11 protein-coding genes are annotated in these 16,964 nt (G+C 71.7%); 8 read left to right on the plus strand and 3 right to left on the minus strand.

Features of this window, described 5'->3' with window-relative positions:
- From OFY01_RS05740 to moeZ, 6 genes are all read left to right on the plus strand, one after another.
- The coding region (locus OFY01_RS05740) for a DUF3152 domain-containing protein (protein WP_266596934.1) at positions 1–863 on the plus strand (863 nt) is incomplete at its 5' end.
- A gap of 216 nt (positions 864–1,079) precedes the next feature.
- Complete coding sequence (locus OFY01_RS05745) at positions 1,080–2,969, plus strand: DUF3492 domain-containing protein (RefSeq protein ID WP_266596936.1); 1,890 nt, start codon at positions 1,080–1,082, stop codon at positions 2,967–2,969.
- Complete coding sequence (locus OFY01_RS05750; protein ID WP_323135480.1) at positions 2,966–4,828, plus strand: hypothetical protein; 1,863 nt, start codon at positions 2,966–2,968, stop codon at positions 4,826–4,828. The genes OFY01_RS05745 and OFY01_RS05750 overlap by 4 nt, the downstream gene beginning before the upstream one ends.
- Positions 4,829–5,093: 265 nt before the next feature.
- Entirely contained in the window at positions 5,094–6,062 is a 969-nt protein-coding gene (locus tag OFY01_RS05755; protein WP_266596938.1) for an NAD-dependent epimerase/dehydratase family protein, read from the plus strand.
- Complete coding sequence (locus OFY01_RS05760) at positions 6,050–6,844, plus strand: spherulation-specific family 4 protein (protein ID WP_266596940.1); 795 nt, start codon at positions 6,050–6,052, stop codon at positions 6,842–6,844. The genes OFY01_RS05755 and OFY01_RS05760 overlap by 13 nt, the downstream gene beginning before the upstream one ends.
- 72 nt (positions 6,845–6,916) lie before the next feature.
- On the plus strand, positions 6,917–8,095 hold the full coding sequence (gene moeZ / locus OFY01_RS05765) for an adenylyltransferase/sulfurtransferase MoeZ (protein ID WP_266596942.1): 1,179 nt from the start codon (positions 6,917–6,919) through the stop codon (positions 8,093–8,095).
- 100 nt (positions 8,096–8,195) lie between these two features.
- On the opposite strand, the gene OFY01_RS05770 is transcribed toward moeZ, so the two are convergent.
- The 3 genes from OFY01_RS05770 to OFY01_RS05780 all read right to left on the minus strand — a co-directional run bounded on the left by OFY01_RS05770 (position 8,196) and on the right by OFY01_RS05780 (position 14,327).
- Complete coding sequence (locus tag OFY01_RS05770) at positions 8,196–9,794, minus strand: alpha/beta hydrolase (RefSeq protein WP_266596944.1); 1,599 nt, start codon at positions 9,792–9,794, stop codon at positions 8,196–8,198.
- Between the two features lie 157 nt (positions 9,795–9,951).
- Positions 9,952–11,499 (minus strand): alpha/beta hydrolase, encoded by a 1,548-nt coding sequence (locus OFY01_RS05775; protein WP_266596945.1) that lies wholly within the window; start codon positions 11,497–11,499, stop codon positions 9,952–9,954.
- 98 nt (positions 11,500–11,597) lie between these two features.
- Positions 11,598–14,327, minus strand: a complete 2,730-nt coding sequence (locus OFY01_RS05780) for a lysylphosphatidylglycerol synthase domain-containing protein (RefSeq protein ID WP_407700282.1) — start codon at positions 14,325–14,327, stop codon at positions 11,598–11,600.
- A 203-nt stretch (positions 14,328–14,530) separates the two neighbouring features.
- Here OFY01_RS05780 and OFY01_RS05785 point away from each other — a divergent pair, with 203 nt between their 5' ends.
- On the plus strand, positions 14,531–14,896 hold the full coding sequence (locus OFY01_RS05785; RefSeq protein ID WP_323135481.1) for an MGMT family protein: 366 nt from the start codon (positions 14,531–14,533) through the stop codon (positions 14,894–14,896).
- A 278-nt stretch (positions 14,897–15,174) separates the two neighbouring features.
- The coding region (locus tag OFY01_RS05790) for an ATP-dependent helicase (protein ID WP_266596951.1) at positions 15,175–16,964 on the plus strand (1,790 nt) is incomplete at its 3' end.

Genomic DNA, 16,964 nt, shown 5'->3' on the forward strand with positions numbered 1-16,964 from the left:
GTGGCGACGAGGACGAGCTTGGCGGCGGACGGCCGGCCGGCGGCCGCGGCGCGGGCAGGCGTGGCAAGGGCGCGACGTTCACGGGGGTCGCCGCCGCGGCCGTCGTCACCGTGCTAGCCGTCGTGGTCGCGGGGCAGGTCGCCGACCGCCACGGGCACGCGTCGCGCGACGCGAAGGCGGGGGCGACCGAGGGCGCCCGCACCCAAGGCGGCCGTGCCACCTCGTCGGCGAAGCCGTCGCCCACGCCTCTGACGTACGAACAGAAGATGAGCGAGAAGGTCGCCTTCGATCCGAGGCTGCAGGCATCGGGGAAGTTCGAGACGGTGCCGGGCTTCGACAAGGCGCCGGGCACGGGCAAGAAGTACCGCTACCGGGTCGACGTGGAGAAGGGCATCGGGCTCGACGGCGAACTGTTCGCTCAGGCCGTGCAGAAGACCCTGAACGACAACCGCAGTTGGTCCCACGACGGTGCCCGCACCTTCGAACGGATCTCCTCGGGCAAGCCGGACTTCGTGATCACCCTGGCGAGCCCGGGAACCACCGCCGCCTGGTGCAAGAAGTCCGGGCTCGACACCGGCGGGGAGAACGTCTCCTGCGACTCGGCCGCCACCGACCGCGTGATGATCAACGCCTACCGCTGGGCGCAGGGCTCCAAGACGTACGACGACGTGCTCGGCGACAAGTCCATCGAGCCGTACCGGCAGATGCTCATCAACCACGAGGTCGGCCACCGGCTCGGGTACAACCATGTGCTCTGTTCGAGGAACGGCCAACTGGCGCCGGTCATGCAGCAGCAGACCAAGTTCCTCACCTACAACGGCATCACATGCCGCCCCAACCCCTGGGTGTACCCCAAGGGTTGACGTTGAGTTGCGTATTGTAGCGCGGTGAACGCATAGCGCGACCAAACGTCGCACGTACGGGAAAGTTACGCCCGTTCACCCCTTTTGGTGGCGTGATGGACAACCGTCCATCACGCCACCGGCATGTCCACATACGTTCGTCCCGCTGCGAGCCGCCGAACCAACGGCGGCTCCCCACACGGGAGATACGGGATATGCGAGATCGGGGGTGTACGCGTGCGCATCGGACTGCTGACCGAGGGTGGATACCCGTTTGTGAGCGGTGAGTCCTGGCCCTGGTGCGACCGGCTCGTGCGCGGGCTCGAGCAGCACGAGTTCGACGTCTACGCGCTCAGCCGCAGCCAGGAGCAGGAGGACACGGGCTGGGGCGCGCTGCCCCCGCACGTCCGTCGGGTGCGGACCGCGCCGATGTGGACGCGCGGCGAGGAAACGGTGCGCGGTGGCTACGGCCGCCGGGCCCGGCGCCGCTTCACCGAGCTGTACGAGCGGTTGGCGACGGCCGTTGTCTGCGGCGGCGGTGCCGACGGCGCCGCGGGCTCCGCAAGCGTCACGGTTTCCGGGGACGTCACACGCTCCGGGGACGGCGTCGCGGACGGCGCCACGAACGAGGCGGACCGTTTCGCCACCGCGCTCTACGGGCTCGCCGAACTCGCCCGGGACGAGGGCCCCCTGGGCCCCGTACTGCGCTCCGAGTCCGCCGTGCGCATGCTGGAACGCGCCTGCCGCGCGCCCGGCGCCCTCCGCACCGCCCGTGCCGCCCGCGTCCCCGACCTGCTGGCCTTCGCCGCGCACGTCGAACGCGCCCTGCGCCCGCTCTCCCTCGACTGGTACGCGGACACATCCCCCGACTCCGACGGGGCCGGACTCGGTGCCGTGGACCTGTGCCACGCGACGTCCGGCGGTGCGGCGGCCCTGCCCGGACTGGTCGCCAAGCGGTTCTACGGCGTCCCGCTGCTCGTCACCGAGTACGGGGTACGGCTCAGGGCCAGCTACATCGCCGCGGGTGACGCCGAGTTGAGCACGCCGGTACGCGCGCTGCTCGGCGCCTTCCACGGTCGGCTCGCCACCGAGGTCTACCGGCAGGCCGCCGTCATCACCCCCGGCAACGCGCACGCCAGGCGCTGGCAGGAGCGGTGCGGCGCCGACCGCGCCAAGCTGCGCACGGTCCACCCCGGCATGGAGTCCGCGCCGTTCGCCGAGATCGGCGAACGGGAGGAGCCCGGAGCACCGGACACGCTGGTCTGGGTGGGGCACATCGCCCCCTCCAAAGACCTCATCTCCCTGCTGCACGCGTTCGCCGAGATCCGCAAGGAGGAGCCGACGGCACGGCTGCGGATCATCGGTACGCGCGCGTCGGACGACGAGGACGGCGAGGCCGAGGCGCACGCCTACCTCGGCCACTGCAAGGCGCTGGCCGCCCAGCTCTTCCCCGACGAGGCCGCCGGGATCCACGCAGTCGGCGAGAACCCCGTCTCCTTCGAGGAACTCGGCAGTCCAGAGGCCCCTGACCTCGCGGACGCCTACGGCTCCGCCGGCGTCGTCGTCCTGTCGAGCGTCGCCGAAGGGTTTCCGGTCACCCTGGCCGAGGCCATGCTGTGCGGGCGCGCGACCGTGTCCACCGACGTCGGTGCCGTCGTCGAGGTGATCGGCGGCACCGGCCTCGTCGTCCCGCCACGCAACCCGCGCGCGCTCGCGGAGGCGTGTGTGGCGCTGCTGCGCGACTCCGAGCGCCGCGAACGGCTCGGCGCGGCGGCGCGTGCGCGGGCCCTCGAACTCTTCACGGTCGAACAGAACATCGCGGCGTTCCGCGCCATCTACCTCGAGATCGTCTCGCACTGCCCGGTCCCCAGGGACGCCGTCAGTGACGAGGACGCCCCCGTCCCGTTCGCCCGGCCGCCCGAGGCCCATGTGCGCGGCCGCTGGACGGCCCGCCGGGCCCCGAGCGCCGTCGGCGGCCCCCGGCTCCCCGGCGGCTCCCTCGGCGCGGGCGCCCCCGCCTGGGCTCTGCGAACGGACACCGCACCTACCGCCCACGCGGCCGACGGGGACGGCCCCCGGGGCCAGCTGGCGGGTGCGGCACACGGCGGCGGGGAGGCCGACGTATGACAGAGCGAACCAAGTACGACGACACAGGCGTGGGCAACGACACCGGAGCGGGCACGGACCCCGGAGTGGGCACGGACCTGCCCCGCGTCCCGGTGAGCGCCGGAGCGTGGGGGACCGGGGCGGAGGAAGCCCTCGCCACACCGGTCGCGGCCGAACGCGACGCCTCCGCGGGTGAACTGCTGCAGGACGCGAACGCCTGGCGAGCCGAGACCACGCCCCGCCGGGACCATGCGTCCCCACCACCTGCGGCCCCGGCCGACGACACCCTCGCCGGAGTCGGGGGAGGCGCCGAAGGCGAAGACAAGGGCGGCGGCGTCGGAAACAGAGACAGAAACGGGCACGGACGCGGCGACGCCACGAACCCAGACACACACGTCGCCGACACCGACTCCGTCGCCGACACCGACTCCGACTCCGACTCCGACGCCGACGCCGACATCGACTCCGACACCGACTCCGACGCCGACGCCGACGCCGACATCGACTCCGCCCCGGGCCCTGCCCGAGCAGCAGCCGGGGGGCGCGGCGCCGACACCGCGGCGGCCGCCGTCCGGACCGAACCCGGAACACGGCAGCCCGACGGCACGGCCGTGAGCTCCGGCGTACGCCCTTTCGGCCCCGACCAGCCCGACCGCCCCGACCAGCCCGACCGCCCCGACCAGCCCGACCGGGCCGGTCCAGGCGACCGCGGCGGCGCGGCCACGGGGCGCGATGAGAGCTCTCGACGGCCTCAACGCCGCTCGGGTGCCGACCCGGTCAAGGTGCTGATGCACCGCCATCGGGAACTGTGCGAGCGCGCCGTCGACCCGCTGGAGATCGCCGCCGCGCTCGAAGCCCACGGCGTGACCGACAGGACGGCCGCCCGCTACCGCCACCGGGACGTCTTCTCGCTCGCCGAGGAGATGTACGCGCGCGTGCCGAGGGGCGGCGCCCCCGAGACCCCACCGGACGTCGATCCCCCGACACCCCACGGAGCGCGCGGCGCATGGGCCGGACTCACACTGCTCCCAGGCGCCGCCTGCGCACTCCTCCTGCTCGTGCTGAACGCGATGCCCGGCGTGGTGCACCACGGCACGAGCAGCACACACGCCCCGAACACCGCCGCGCGCCTCGCCGTCACCGCGATCGGCGCGCTCGTCGTCGCCGTGGCCCTGCGCCTGGCCCTGCGGCTCGGCCCGCTGCGCGCGGGAGACGGCCCGTCGTTCCCTTCGACCCGGTTGTGGGTCTGCTGCCTGCTCGCCTACGCGGCGCTCGGCGACGGCCTGCTCAACGCCGCCCTCGCGGGCGGACCCGACACGACCTGGCCCGCCGACACCGCCCCCCTCCTCGCGCTCTGCGTCTCCGTGGCCCCGGCAGCGTGGTGCGCGCACCTCTTCATGGCGGGAGCCCGACGCCGACTGGCCGCCAGCCGGGGCCTGGCCGAGTTCGCGGCATCCGTGCGACCGCTGCTGCTCGGCGCCGTCATCCTGTACGCCGTCGTCCTGGCCCTGCTGCTCGGCCTGTGCGGAGCCGTGCTCGGCCAGAGCGTCGACTACGCGGGCGCGGCCTGTCTGGGCGTGCTTCTCCTGCTCGCCCGACTCCTCGTCGCGCACGGCCGCACCCACGCCCCGGCCGTCGTGCTCGGCGCGGCCACCGCCGTCGAGACGCTGGCCGTCGCCACCGTCTTCGCCGCCCGGCTGCCCGGCTGCGACGCCCTGGGCGTGCCGGTCGAGACAGCCGTCGACGCCGTCGGCCCGGACGTCGTACCCGGCACGGCCTGCTTCCTCGCGGCGATCGCGCTGCTGATCCACGCCCTCCGCACACTGACCCGGGCCTCCGCCCACGCGAGCACCGAGGACCCACTCGGCGGCACAGCGTGACCGCCCCCAGCACAGCGCACGCGCCCTCAGCCCGGCCTCGCCCACCGCTCGCCCCCTGACCGACACCATCCCTCTGCCGCGGGGCCGACACCGCGGACCCACTCGACGATCTACGGGAACACCTTTAAGGAGACCGCCAGATGACCACCCCTCCTCCCGGAGGCGCCGGACACGCCGGATACTCCGGGCCTCATGGGCAGCGCGACACCCGCGACCGGTGCGCACGGCACACGCGGCGCGGCATGCGAACCCCGGGAGGTGTCCGATGAGAGTCCTGCTGATCGGAGCCAACGGATACCTCGGCCGCTTCGTCGCCGACCGCCTCCTCGCCGACCCAGCCACGCAGCTCACCGCGCTGGGCCGGGGCGACGACGCCGACGTCCGCTTCGACCTCGCCAGCGGCAGCCCGGGCGCGCTCACCCGCTTCCTGGACGCCGTGCACCCCGGCGTGGTCATCAACTGCGCCGGTGCCACCCGCGGTGGCGCGCGCGAGCTCACCCGGCACAACACCGTCGCCGTGGCCACCGTCTGCGAGGCCCTGCGGCGCAGCGGCTGCGGCGCCCGCCTCGTCCAGATCGGCTGCGGCGCCGAATACGGTCCCTCGCAGCCGGGATCGTCCACCGCGGAGGACGCGGTGCCGCGCCCCGGCGGCCCGTACGGCGTCAGCAAGCTCGCCGCCACCGAACTCGTCCTCGGCTCCGGCCTCGACGCGGTCGTGCTCCGCGTCTTCTCGCCCGCCGGACCTGGCACCCCCGCCGGATCACCCCTCGGCCGTCTCGCCGAAGCCATGCGCCGGGCCATGCAGTCCGGCGACGGTGAACTGAAGCTCGGCGGCCTGGGCGCGCAACGCGACTTCGTCGACGTGCGAGACATCGCCCGCGCCGTGCACGCCGCCTCCCTGTCCGCCGCGCAGGGCGTCATCAACATCGGCTCCGGGCGCGCCGTACGGCTGCGCGACGCCGCCGGCGTACTCGCCCGCGTCGCGGGCTTCGGCGGCGCCCTCCACGAACTCGACGCACCACCTGGACCGCTCCGCTCCACCGTCGGCCACCCCCGCGGCGACTCCGACCACGGGATGCACGGCTCACCGGTCGCGTACCCGTACCCGGACGGCTGCGGCAGCTGGCAGCAGGCCGACGTGCGCACGGCCCGCGACCGCCTCGGCTGGCGCCCCCGCATCAACCTCGAGGAGTCCCTCGCCGACATCTGGATGGAGGCGGCATGTCGTATCTGACCCCCACCGTGTCCGGGCAGTCGACCGCCGGAGCGCACATCGGCTTCGGCGTCCCCGGCTTCGCCCACCCCCTCGTCGCACCCGCCGAGTGGGCCGAGCTCGCCCGCCCCGACATCCCCCTGGACTGGGTCGTCCTCAACGTCGCCAACGGTCCCGGCGCCCGCCCCGACCCACACTGTCTGCAAGCCACGGGACGGCTCCGGAACTCCGTCACCGCCTCGGCGGACCGCTTCCCCGGCACCGGCCGGGCGACAGGCGGACGTGTCCTTGGTCACTTGGACATGCGGTACGGCGCCCGCTCCTTCGGGGAACTCGTCTCCGACGCCCACCGCTTCCTCGACTGGTACCAGGTCGACGGTTTCCACCTCGCCCGCTGCCCCGCCGAACGTGTCGCGCTTCCCGAGGTCAGGAGGGCCGTCACGACTCTGCGCGCCCTCGTCGACGACGCCTACATCGTGCTCGGCCACGGCACCCACCCGTATCCTGGTTTCGCCGAGACCGCCGACCAGTTGGTGACCTTCCGCGGCCCCTGGAGCGACTACCGCTGGTCCCAGGTCGCGGAGTGGACGGCCGACTACCCGCCCGACCGGTTCTGCCACTTTGTCCACGGCATGCCCCGCGGCCACCTCGAGGAGGCGCTGCGCATCGCGCGCTGGCAGGGCGCCGGCACGATCTTCTTCACCGACCGCATCGACCGGGGCGGCGCGGACGACCCCTGGGAGGCGATGCCCGGGTACTGGGACGAAATCGTCTCGCGCATCGGACCAGGTGTCTCGGAATGAAGAAGCGCGTGGCAGTGTTACAGACGGAACAACCGTACGTAGATACCGACCAGCTGCATTAATGAGGTCTCCGTGTCGCTGCCACCCCTGGTCGAGCCAGCTGCTGAGCTCACCGTAGACGAGGTCCGCAGGTACTCCCGCCACCTGATCATCCCGGATGTCGGGATGGACGGGCAGAAGAGGCTGAAGAACGCCAAGGTGCTCTGTGTCGGCGCCGGTGGCCTCGGGTCGCCGGCCCTGATGTACCTGGCCGCGGCCGGTGTGGGCACGCTCGGCATCGTCGAGTTCGACGAGGTCGACGAGTCGAACCTCCAGCGCCAGATCATCCACAGCCAGGCCGACATCGGCCGCTCCAAGGCGGAGTCCGCGAAGGACTCGGTCCTCGGCATCAACCCGTACGTGAACGTGATCCTTCACGAGGAGCGGCTTGAGGCCGACAACGTGATGGACCTGTTCAGCCAGTACGACCTGATCGTCGACGGCACGGACAACTTCGCGACGCGCTACCTCGTCAACGACGCGTGCGTCCTGCTCAACAAGCCCTACGTCTGGGGTTCCATCTACCGCTTCGACGGCCAGGCCTCGGTCTTCTGGTCCGAGCACGGCCCGTGCTACCGCTGCCTCTACCCGGAGCCGCCGCCCCCCGGCATGGTCCCGTCCTGCGCCGAGGGCGGCGTCCTGGGCGTGCTCTGCGCGTCCATCGGCTCCATCCAGGTCACCGAGGCGATCAAGGTCCTGGCGGGCGTCGGCGATCCGCTGGTCGGCCGCCTGATGATCTACGACGCCCTTGAGATGCAGTACCGCCAGGTCAAGGTCCGCAAGGACCCCAACTGCGCGGTCTGCGGCGAGAACCCCACCGTCACCGAGCTCATCGACTACGAGGCCTTCTGCGGCGTCGTGTCCGACGAGGCGCAGGAGGCGGCCGCCGGTTCGACGATCACTCCGAAGCAGCTCAAGGAGTGGATCGACGACGGTGAGAACATCGAGATCATCGACGTCCGCGAGCCGAACGAGTACGAGATCGTCTCCATCCCGGGCGCCAAGCTGATCCCCAAGAACGAGTTCCTCATGGGCGCCGCCCTGCAGGGCATGCCGCAGGACAAGAAGATCGTCTTGCATTGCAAGACGGGTGTCCGCAGTGCGGAAGTCCTGGCCGTGCTCAAGTCCGCGGGTTTCGCGGACGCCGTGCACGTCGGCGGCGGCGTGATCGGCTGGGTCAACCAGATCGAGCCGGAGAAGCCGGTCTACTGACCTCCGCCTACGCCCCACCGCTTCCGGACGGGCCTCGCGCGATGAGCGCGGGGCCCGTCCCGCGTGCCGGGAGCCTGCTGTGCGCAGGGAGCGTCGGGGCTCAGTCGCACACGGTGCCGTCGTGCGGTATTCGGCCCTCCAGCAGGTACGCGTTCACCGTGGAGTCGACGCAGGAACTGCCCGAGCCGTACGCCCCGTGGCCCTCGCCCTTCCACGTCAGCTCCACTCCGACGCCCTTGCCCAGCTCGTCGGCCATCCGCCGTGCGCCCTCGTACGGTGTCGCGGGATCGCCCGTGTTCCCCACCAGTAGCACCGGTGCGGAGCCGGGGGCGCTGACGTCGGGGTCTTTCCACTGGCCCGGCACCGGCCAGTCGTGACACCAGCCCGCGGTGTCCCAGGCCATGGACGGCCCGAAGACCGGCGAGATCCTTCGGAACGTCGCCAGTAGCCGCTTCGCCTGAGCGGCGGTGGGCCGGGCCTTGTCGTCGAGGCAGGAGATCGCACGCTGGGACTGGCTCTCGGTGCCGTAATGTCCCTTCGCGTCACGGTCGTTGTATGCGTCGGCCAGCGCGAGCAACCCTGTGCCGTCGCCGCCCTCGGCCTGGCGCAGGGCCCGGGTCAGTGCGGGCCAGTTGCCTTTGCTGTACAGCGGGAGCGCGATCCCGGTGGTCGCCAGCGACTCGTTGAGCTCGCGCCCGCTCGCCGTGGGCAGCGGCTTCGCGTCCAGGCGTTTCAGCAGGGCCGCGATTTCCCGCGATCCCTTCGCCGGGTCCTTGCCGCGCGACTTCAGATAGTCGTCGAGAGCCCGCTGAAAGCCGCGTGCCTGGTTCTCGGACTCGCCGACGCCTCCGACAGTCGGGTCGACGACCGCGTCCAGGGTGAGCCGGCCGACCTTGTCGGGGAACAAATGGGCATAGACCCCGCCGAGTTCCGTGCCGTACGAGAAGCCCATGTAGTGGAGTTTCCTGTCGCCGAGTACCTGGCGCATCAGGTCCAGGTCCCGGGCCGCCTCGGTCGTGGACACGTGGCCGAGGAGCGAGCCGGTGTGCTTCCGGCACTGCTTGGCGAAGTCGGCCGCGTCCTTGAAGTAGGCCGCCTCTTCCGCGGGTGTGTCCGGTGTGACGTCCACGGACTCGGCGGCCTGTGTCTGCTTGTCGTCGCGGCAGTGCACGCCTTCGCTCCGCGCGACCCCGCGCGGGTCGAAACTGACCAGGTCGTAGCGGAGCCTCAGCTTCGTGTACTGCGGGGCGAAGGCCGGCAGCAGGTCGACTCCCGAGCCGCCGGGGCCACCGAAGTTGAACAGCAGGGAACCGATGCGCTCCGCCCTGCTGCCGCTCGACCGGGCACGGACGAGAGCCACTTTGATCGTGCGGCCGTCCGGCTTCGCATAGTCGAGCGGTACTTTCAGCGTCGCGCACCGCCAGTCGGCACCCGGCGCGGGCGCGTCGCCATGGGCGGCGCACCGGTGCCAGTCGAGGTGCTGGCCGGTCAGCGAGGCGGGCAGCGCCGGCAGCGCTGTCGCGCCGGAGCCGGCGGTCGCCGACGTCGACGGCGCCGGTCGTGATGCGTGCGTAGCCGGTGACGGCGGCTTCTCTTCGTGCTGCCCGCCGCGTCCGTCGCCCGCACTGCCGCACCCCGCGATCAGCGCAGTCGCGAGCAGGGCGGCGGTCGCCCGCGCGACCGCACGGGCCCCGCGCACCGGGTGTGTCCGTGTGTGTACATGCGCGCCTGCGCGGGCGCGCCTCTTCTGTGCCGCCATGGGCACCTCCCCCCTCGGCCGTCCTCGCTCGAAGGACAGTCAGGCCATCGTAGGAGGCCCGCCCGACATCGATTTCAGCCTGTGGAAAACCCGACGCTCACGAACAGACCGTTCCCTCTTTCGGGACCGTCCCGTCGAGGAGGTAGGCGTTCACGGTCCGGTGCACACACGCGCTGTCGCTGTCGTACGCCCCGTGTCCCTGGCCCTTGTACGTCAGCTCGACACCCACACCCCTGCCGAGCGCTTCGACCATCTTCCGGGCGCCCTCGTAGGGCGTCGCCGGGTCCCCCGTGTTGCCGACCACGAGGATCGGTGCCGATCCGGGCGCGCTGACGTCCGGATGGTCGAAGGCGCCGTCGACGGCCCAGTCGGTACAGCCGATCATGCCCCAGGCCAGGTAGTCGCCGAACAGCGGAGAGGCCGAGCGGAACTCGGGCAGTTTCTCCTCGATGTCCTTGACCGTGTAGCGGGGCTTGTCGTCGGCGCAGTTGATGGCCACGTTGGCTGCCTGGATGTTGCTGTACCTGCCGTCGTCGTTCCGGCCGTTCATCGAGTCGGACAGCATCATGAGGATCTTGCCGTCCCCTTCGTACGCCTGTTGCAGGCCCTCGGTCAGGTACTGCCAGAAGTCCTTCGAGTAAAGGGACTGGGCGATCCCGTTGGTTGCCGCCGTCTGCGTCAGATCGCGGGGGAAGACGCCGGGGATGGGGTCGGAGTCCAGGTCCTTGAGCAGCTTGGCGATCTTGTCCTTGACCTCCTGGGGTGTGCTGCCGACCGGGCACTCCTCGGCCTTCGACGTACAGTCCTTGGCGTAGTTGTCGAGAGCGAGCTGGAATCCCTTGGCCTGGCCCAGGGAGCTCTGTTCCGAGTCCTGGGTGGGGTCGACGACGCCGTCGAACACGGCCCGACCGACGTGCTTGGGGAACAGATGCGCGTAGACGCCGCCGAGTTCGGTGCCGTACGAGATACCGAAGTAGTGCAACTTGTCGTCGCCGAGCACCTGCCGCATCAGGTCCATGTCCCGTGCCGCGTCGGTCGTGCGGACGTGGGGCAGTACCTTGCCCGAGTTCTTCTCGCAGGCCGTGTTGAACGTCTTGGTGTTGTCGACGAGTTCCTTCCGCTCCGCCGCGTCGTCCGGCGTCGCGTCCTGCTGGAAGTAGTCGTCGAGCTGATCATCGGTCTCGCACTTGACGCCGGCGCTGCGGCCCACCCCGCGCGGGTCGAAGCTGACCAGGTCGTAGCGGGTCCGTAGTTTCGCGTAGTCGGAGGCGAAGGCGGGCAGGCTGGTCACTCCGGAGCCTCCCGGGCCGCCGAAGTTGAAGATCAGTGAGCCGACGCGCTTGCTCTCGGGGCCGCTCGCCCTGGCACGGATGAGGGCGATGCCGATGGTGTCGCCCTTGGGCTTGTCCCAGTCCAGCGGCGCCTTCATGGTGGCGCACTGCCACTGCGCTCCGCCCGGCAGCGGTGAGGGCGCGTCGCCGCCACCTTCCGACTCTGCGGGCGCGGGGCAGTCCTTCCAGCTCAGCTTCTGGGACGGCAGATCCACGTCGTGGTGCGCGTCGCTGCCGCAGGCCGCGAGTGACGCGCTCAGCAGGGTGGCGGTGGCGATCAGGGCAGCGGCGCGGGGCCGGGGCGGATTGGGCATGCGTCCATCCTGCGGTGACCCGAGGCACGTCGCTCGGGCTGCGGTCTGTGCGGGTGAGGAAAGCCGCCGACGAGGAGAAGTGCGTCCCGGCGCCCCTCTCAGAGGGCGCCTTCACGCGAGAGATGGTTGAAGAACAGCCAACCGGGCAGCACCGGAAGCCACAGCGTGAGCAGCCGGTAGAGCAGCACCGCGGGCGCCGCCACCTCCTTGGGCAGACCGACCGCGATCAGGCCCACCGTCAGAGTCGCCTCGACAGCGCCCACGCCGCCAGGGGTCGGCGCGGCGGAACCGAGCGCGTTGCCCGCGAGGAAGACGACCGCGACGCTCGCCAGACTGAGCCCCGTCGTGGAGTCGCCGAAGGCGCGGATAGAAGCGTCCAGGCACATCACGAAGCAGGCGGTCAGCAGCAGCATGCCGCCGATGCCGGTGACCAGCTTCCGGGGGCGCTGCAGCACGTCGAGCATGCGCGGGACGACACCGGCGAAGAGTGAGCGCACACGTGTGACGACGAATTTCCGCAGGAACGGGATCGACGTCACCACAAGGGCGAGCACGGCGACCGTCAGCAGGCCCGCGATGACCGTCCTGGAGGGGGACAGGGAAGGCGTCTTCTCGGTCCCCGTCAGGTAACCGAAGGTCAGCAGCAACAAGATGTGACTGCCCAGACCGAACAACTGCGAGGCCCCGACGCTCGCGACCGCCAGCCCGGGCCGCACCCCCGCACGCTGAAGGAACCTCGTGTTGAGCGCGACGCCGCCGACCGCGGCCGGAGCCACGATCTTCACGAACGACCCGGCGACCTGCGCCGCGACGGTCCGAAGGAACGGCACACGCTCGGGCACGAAGCCGAGCAGGCTCATCGCGGCGGCGACGTAGCTGCAGGCGGAGAACAGTACGGCGAGGCCGACCCACCCCCACTGGGCCTCGCCGACGATCTGGCCGAAGTCGATGTGGGTGAGCTGCGACAACAGGAAGTACGCACCCAACGCTCCGGCGATGAAACTGATCAGAGTGCGCGGCCTGATGCGCTCCAGGCGGGCCGGTTCGACCGGCGCCTGCGGACGGATACGCAGCACCTGGTGGCGAATCTGGGTGAGCAGATCCTCCTCGCGCGCCTCTTCCATGGCTTCGTCAAGGGCCCGCTTCTCAGCCTGCCGCTCCGCCTTCTCCGTCTTCTTCTCGTCCCGCGCGGACTGCTCACCGCGGACGGTGGCGGCGGACTCCGCGAGCCGCGCCCGCTTGGCCCGGTCGGAGGCATCCAGGACGGCTTGGCGCTCGCGCTGGGCGCGTTCTCTCGCGAGCTTGCGCAGCGTCCCCCTGGTGGCGCGTGTGAGGGCGATCGGCTGCAGCAAGGGCAGACAGTCGGCGACCGCGTCGGGACCGAGCACTCCGACGGCGGAAGCCACGGCCCGCTCGGCGCCCACACGCAGCCCGAGGGTCGCCAGCATCTGCGCGATGTCCATCCGCAGCACCAGGTCGCCCGCGGCGATCTCCCCGCCCCGCAGGTCCGTCAGGTACACGGTGCCGGAACGATCCACCACGATCGCGTCGCCGGCCAGCCGCCGATGGGCGATCCGCCGGGACTGCAACGCCAGGATCTGCCGCCAGGTCTCGTGCAGCAGTTCGTCGGTGATCTCCTCGTCGGGCAGCGCGTCCAGGGAGCGGCCACCGATGTGCTCGTACACGAGCATCACGGCGTCGGGTCCCAGCTCCGAGGTGGCGATCAGCTTCGGCGCGTTCGCCCCGGCAGCGATGGCCGCGTACGCGAGCAGTGCCTCCTGCTCGAGGGCCTGGCGCAGCGACTGGAGGCTGCGGCGCTGAGTGATGCCGCGCAGCGTCAGGCGGCGCCACACGCGGTAGAAGAACCCCTGGGCCTGCTGCTCCCGGTCGACGACGGTGACGTCGAGCGGCGGGCCGTCCTCCAGGGTGACGAAGTAGCGCCGGCCCCGGTCACCGTTCTCCGTCGGGCCCTCGTGGGCCTCTTCGCGCGAGGCGCTGACGGGGTGGAAGCCGACGTGCCGCAGGCCCGCCAGGAGCGTCTGCCCGGTGGGCCGCACATTGGGCGAGCCGACCGCGTACAGCGTGCCGTAGGCGACCGTCCAGCCGATGAGGATGGTCAGGATGATCGAGAACGGTGTCGTGTAGCCCGCGACCAGCATCGCGAACGCGTCGAGCAGCAGTACCACCCACAGCACCACGCGCCACCGCGGCCGCCGGGACATGCCGACGGCGGTCATGTACGCGATGACCGGTGCCAGATAGCCGTGCACCGGGTCGGTCAGCGCGTGGATGTCGCCGGGCGACACCTTGGTGAGCGCGTCCTGGATGGAGGCGGGCGCCGCCTTGGCGACCCACAGGTCCGTCGCGAGGGTCACCCCGTGCGCCAGCACCGCGGCGAGAACGCCGTCGGCGATGCGCAGCCCGTCGCGCTTGATGAGCCGCTCGATGGCGAAGGCGACCGGCACGAGCAGGATGGCGATGCTCGACGCGAGTCCGGCGAACTTGGTCAGCAGGTCGGGCGCCTGACCGGTGCCCTTGTTGATGTCCTGGGCGAAGCCGGAGGTCGTCGCGTGGGCGAACGCCGCGATGGCGAGGAGGACGGCGATCGCGAGCAGCCCCACCAGCAGACGCATGAGATCCGAGGGGCGGTGCACGCGCGCGGGCAGCAGCGGCTCGTCGCCGTCGACCTGGTCCGGGTGGGCGGCCACGTCGACGCTGTCCGGGTCGTGCAGTGGCTCCTCATGCTTCGTCTCCGCCGCCTTGCGGGACTCGTCGTCCCCAGGGCTCGGCGGTGTGGCAGACGTGCCCTCAGTCTTGTCCGGGTGCACGCTCTCCTGCTCCGTGGTCTCTTCTTGATCTCGTATCACCAGTCACCGCCCGCACGATGGTGGCATGCCCCGCCGCGATAGAGGGGCATCAGGGTGCATTTGCGGAGCGTGACGTCGTCGTCGCGCGCCCGCCCGCGCGCCCGCCCAGGCCGTTTTCCACAAGCGCCGTAGGGGTGTCGGTGGTGTGCGGCAGGATGGTCCGGATGAGTAAGGAGAGCGAGCCCGAGGCAGAGCTGCCCGACTACGCCGAGCGGGTGCTCGAGGTCACCGAGCTGATCCCGCGTGGACGGGTCATGACGTACGGCGACGTCGCGGAGTGGCTGCAGGAAGGAGGACCGCGCCAGGTGGGGCGGGTGATGGCCCTGTACGGGGGAGCGGTGCCGTGGTGGCGCGTGGTGCGCGCGGACGGGGCTCTGCTGCCCGGCCACGAACTGCGCGCGCTGGCGCACTACCGTGAGGAGAACACACCGCTGCGCGACGCCTCGCGCGCCTCCGACGGCCATCTTCCGCGCCTCGACATGAAGCGCGCGCGATGGGACGGCCGGGCACCTACGGAAGCTCACACCTGACAGCTTCGGCCATCGCGCGCGCGGGCGGCGCGTCAGTGGCCCGTACGGGGGACGCGCGGCGTGAGCGGCGCCACGCCCCGGACGGGGTCGTTCGTGACACTGAGCACACCCGGGCCGTCCGTACCCAGGACGAAAGCCCCGAAGCCCGGTGTGCGCCACACTCGACGGCGTAGCGTCGACGGCACGGCCGATGACGGACACCTCCCTCGCCCCGCGTTCACCGCCCCGCGCGGACGGCGCTTCGATCACCAGCACACCCACCAGGACCAGAGATCCACGTGAGTTCCACCTCGACTTCCCGGCACCTGTCGCACCACCAGGACCGACAGGGAGTCCCGGGTGCGTACCGGCTGGTTCGCACCCCGCCGGTCCGGGTGGATCCCCCTCGTCTGGACGCATCGCAGCGCGCCGTGGTTGACCACGGCCACGGCCCGCTGCTCGTCCTGGCCGGTCCCGGCACGGGCAAGTCCACGACGCTCGTCGAGTCGGTCCGCGCCCGCATCGCACAGGGCGCCGCCCCTGAGCGGATCCTCGTCCTGACCTTCAGCCGGAAGGCCGCCGTCGAACTGCGGGACCGCATGGCGCTGCGTGCGGGCGCCGCGCGTGTCCCCCAGGCGACGACGTTCCACTCGTTCTGCTACGCCCTCGTGCGGGCTCACCAGGACACGGACCTGTTCGTGGAGCCGCTGCGCCTGCTGTCGGGGCCGGAGCAGGACGTCGCGGTGCGTGAACTGCTCGCCGGGCAGGCCGGTCTCGAGCAGGCCGGGCTCGCCCATGTGCGATGGCCCGACGAACTGCGCGCCTGCCTGACCACGCGCGGTTTCGCCGACGAGGTCCGCGCGGTCCTCGCCCGCAGCCGCGAACTGGGCCTCGGGCCCGCTGCGCTCGACTCCTTCGCCCGCCGCACCGGCCGCCCGGACTGGCGTGCCGCGGCCACCTTCCTGGCCGAGTATCTGGACGTCCTCGACATGCAGGGTGTGCTCGACTACGCGGAACTGGTGCACCGCGCGGTGCTGCTCGCCCGCCGCCCGGAGGTCGCCGACCGGCTCGCCGCGCAGTACGACGCCGTGTTCGTCGACGAGTACCAGGACACCGACCCGGCCCAGGTGCGGCTGCTGCGCGCGCTCGCGGGCGGCGGACGCACCCTGGTCGCCTTCGGCGACCCGGACCAGTCGATCTACGCGTTCCGCGGCGCCGATGTGAACGGCATCCTGGAGTTCCCTGACGCCTTCCCGCGCGCGGACGGCACGCCCGCACCGGTCGAGGTGCTCACCACGTCCAGACGGTCCGGCGCGGCGCTCCTGGACGCCACCCGCCGCATCACACAGCGGATGCCGCTGAACCGGCTGCCCGCCGCCAAGGTACGGGCCCACCGTGAGCTCGCTCCCGTACGCGACGGCGGCAGGGCCGAGGTGTACACGTACCCGACGTCCGGCGCGGAACTGGACAACATCGCGGACATCCTGCGCCGCGCGCATCTGGAGGACGGCATCGCCTGGGGCGAGATGGCCGTCCTGGTGCGCGCGGGCAGCCGCGGCATCCCGGCGGTGCGGCGGGCCCTCACCGCCGCCGGAGTGCCCCTGGACATAGACGGCGACGATCTGCCGCTGCGCCACGAACCGGCGGTCGCACCGCTGCTGACCGCGCTCAAGGCGGTCGCGCGCACGACGGTCGAAGGCCGGTCCACGGACGACGAGCCGCGCTGCGAGGACGAGCCACCCTCCCGCACCGCCTTCCGGCTCGACACGGAGACCGCCCTCACGCTGCTGGCCTCGCCGCTCGCCGGCATGGACGCGGCCGACCTGCGGCGTCTTGGCCGCGCCCTGCGCGAGGAGGAGCGCGCCGCGGGCAACCCGCTGCCGCCGCCCTCCGACGAACTGCTGGCCCGCGCCCTGGCGGAGCCCGAGCGGCTCGCCCTGCACGACCCGGCGTACGCGCGCGGGGCACGGCGCCTGGGGGAACTCCTCGCCACGGCGCGCGAGAAGCTGACCGCGGGCGGCACCGCCGAAGAGGCTCTCTGGGAACTGTGGAACGGCACGCCCTGGCCCAGGCGCCTGGAGAGATCGGA

This window comes from Streptomyces beihaiensis, assembly GCF_026274175.1.
GTDB classification, from domain to species: Bacteria; Actinomycetota; Actinomycetes; order Streptomycetales; family Streptomycetaceae; genus Streptomyces; species Streptomyces beihaiensis.

Coding starts and splice junctions, on each gene's coding strand:
- OFY01_RS05760 (WP_266596940.1), top strand. CDS start 6,050: ATGTCGTATCTGACCCCCACCGTGTCCGGGCAGTCGACCGCCGGAGCG.
- OFY01_RS05775 (WP_266596945.1), bottom strand. CDS start 11,499: ATGCCCAATCCGCCCCGGCCCCGCGCCGCTGCCCTGATCGCCACCGCC.
- OFY01_RS05750 (WP_323135480.1), top strand. CDS start 2,966: ATGACAGAGCGAACCAAGTACGACGACACAGGCGTGGGCAACGACACC.
- OFY01_RS05785 (WP_323135481.1), top strand. CDS start 14,531: ATGAGTAAGGAGAGCGAGCCCGAGGCAGAGCTGCCCGACTACGCCGAG.
- OFY01_RS05755 (WP_266596938.1), top strand. CDS start 5,094: ATGAGAGTCCTGCTGATCGGAGCCAACGGATACCTCGGCCGCTTCGTC.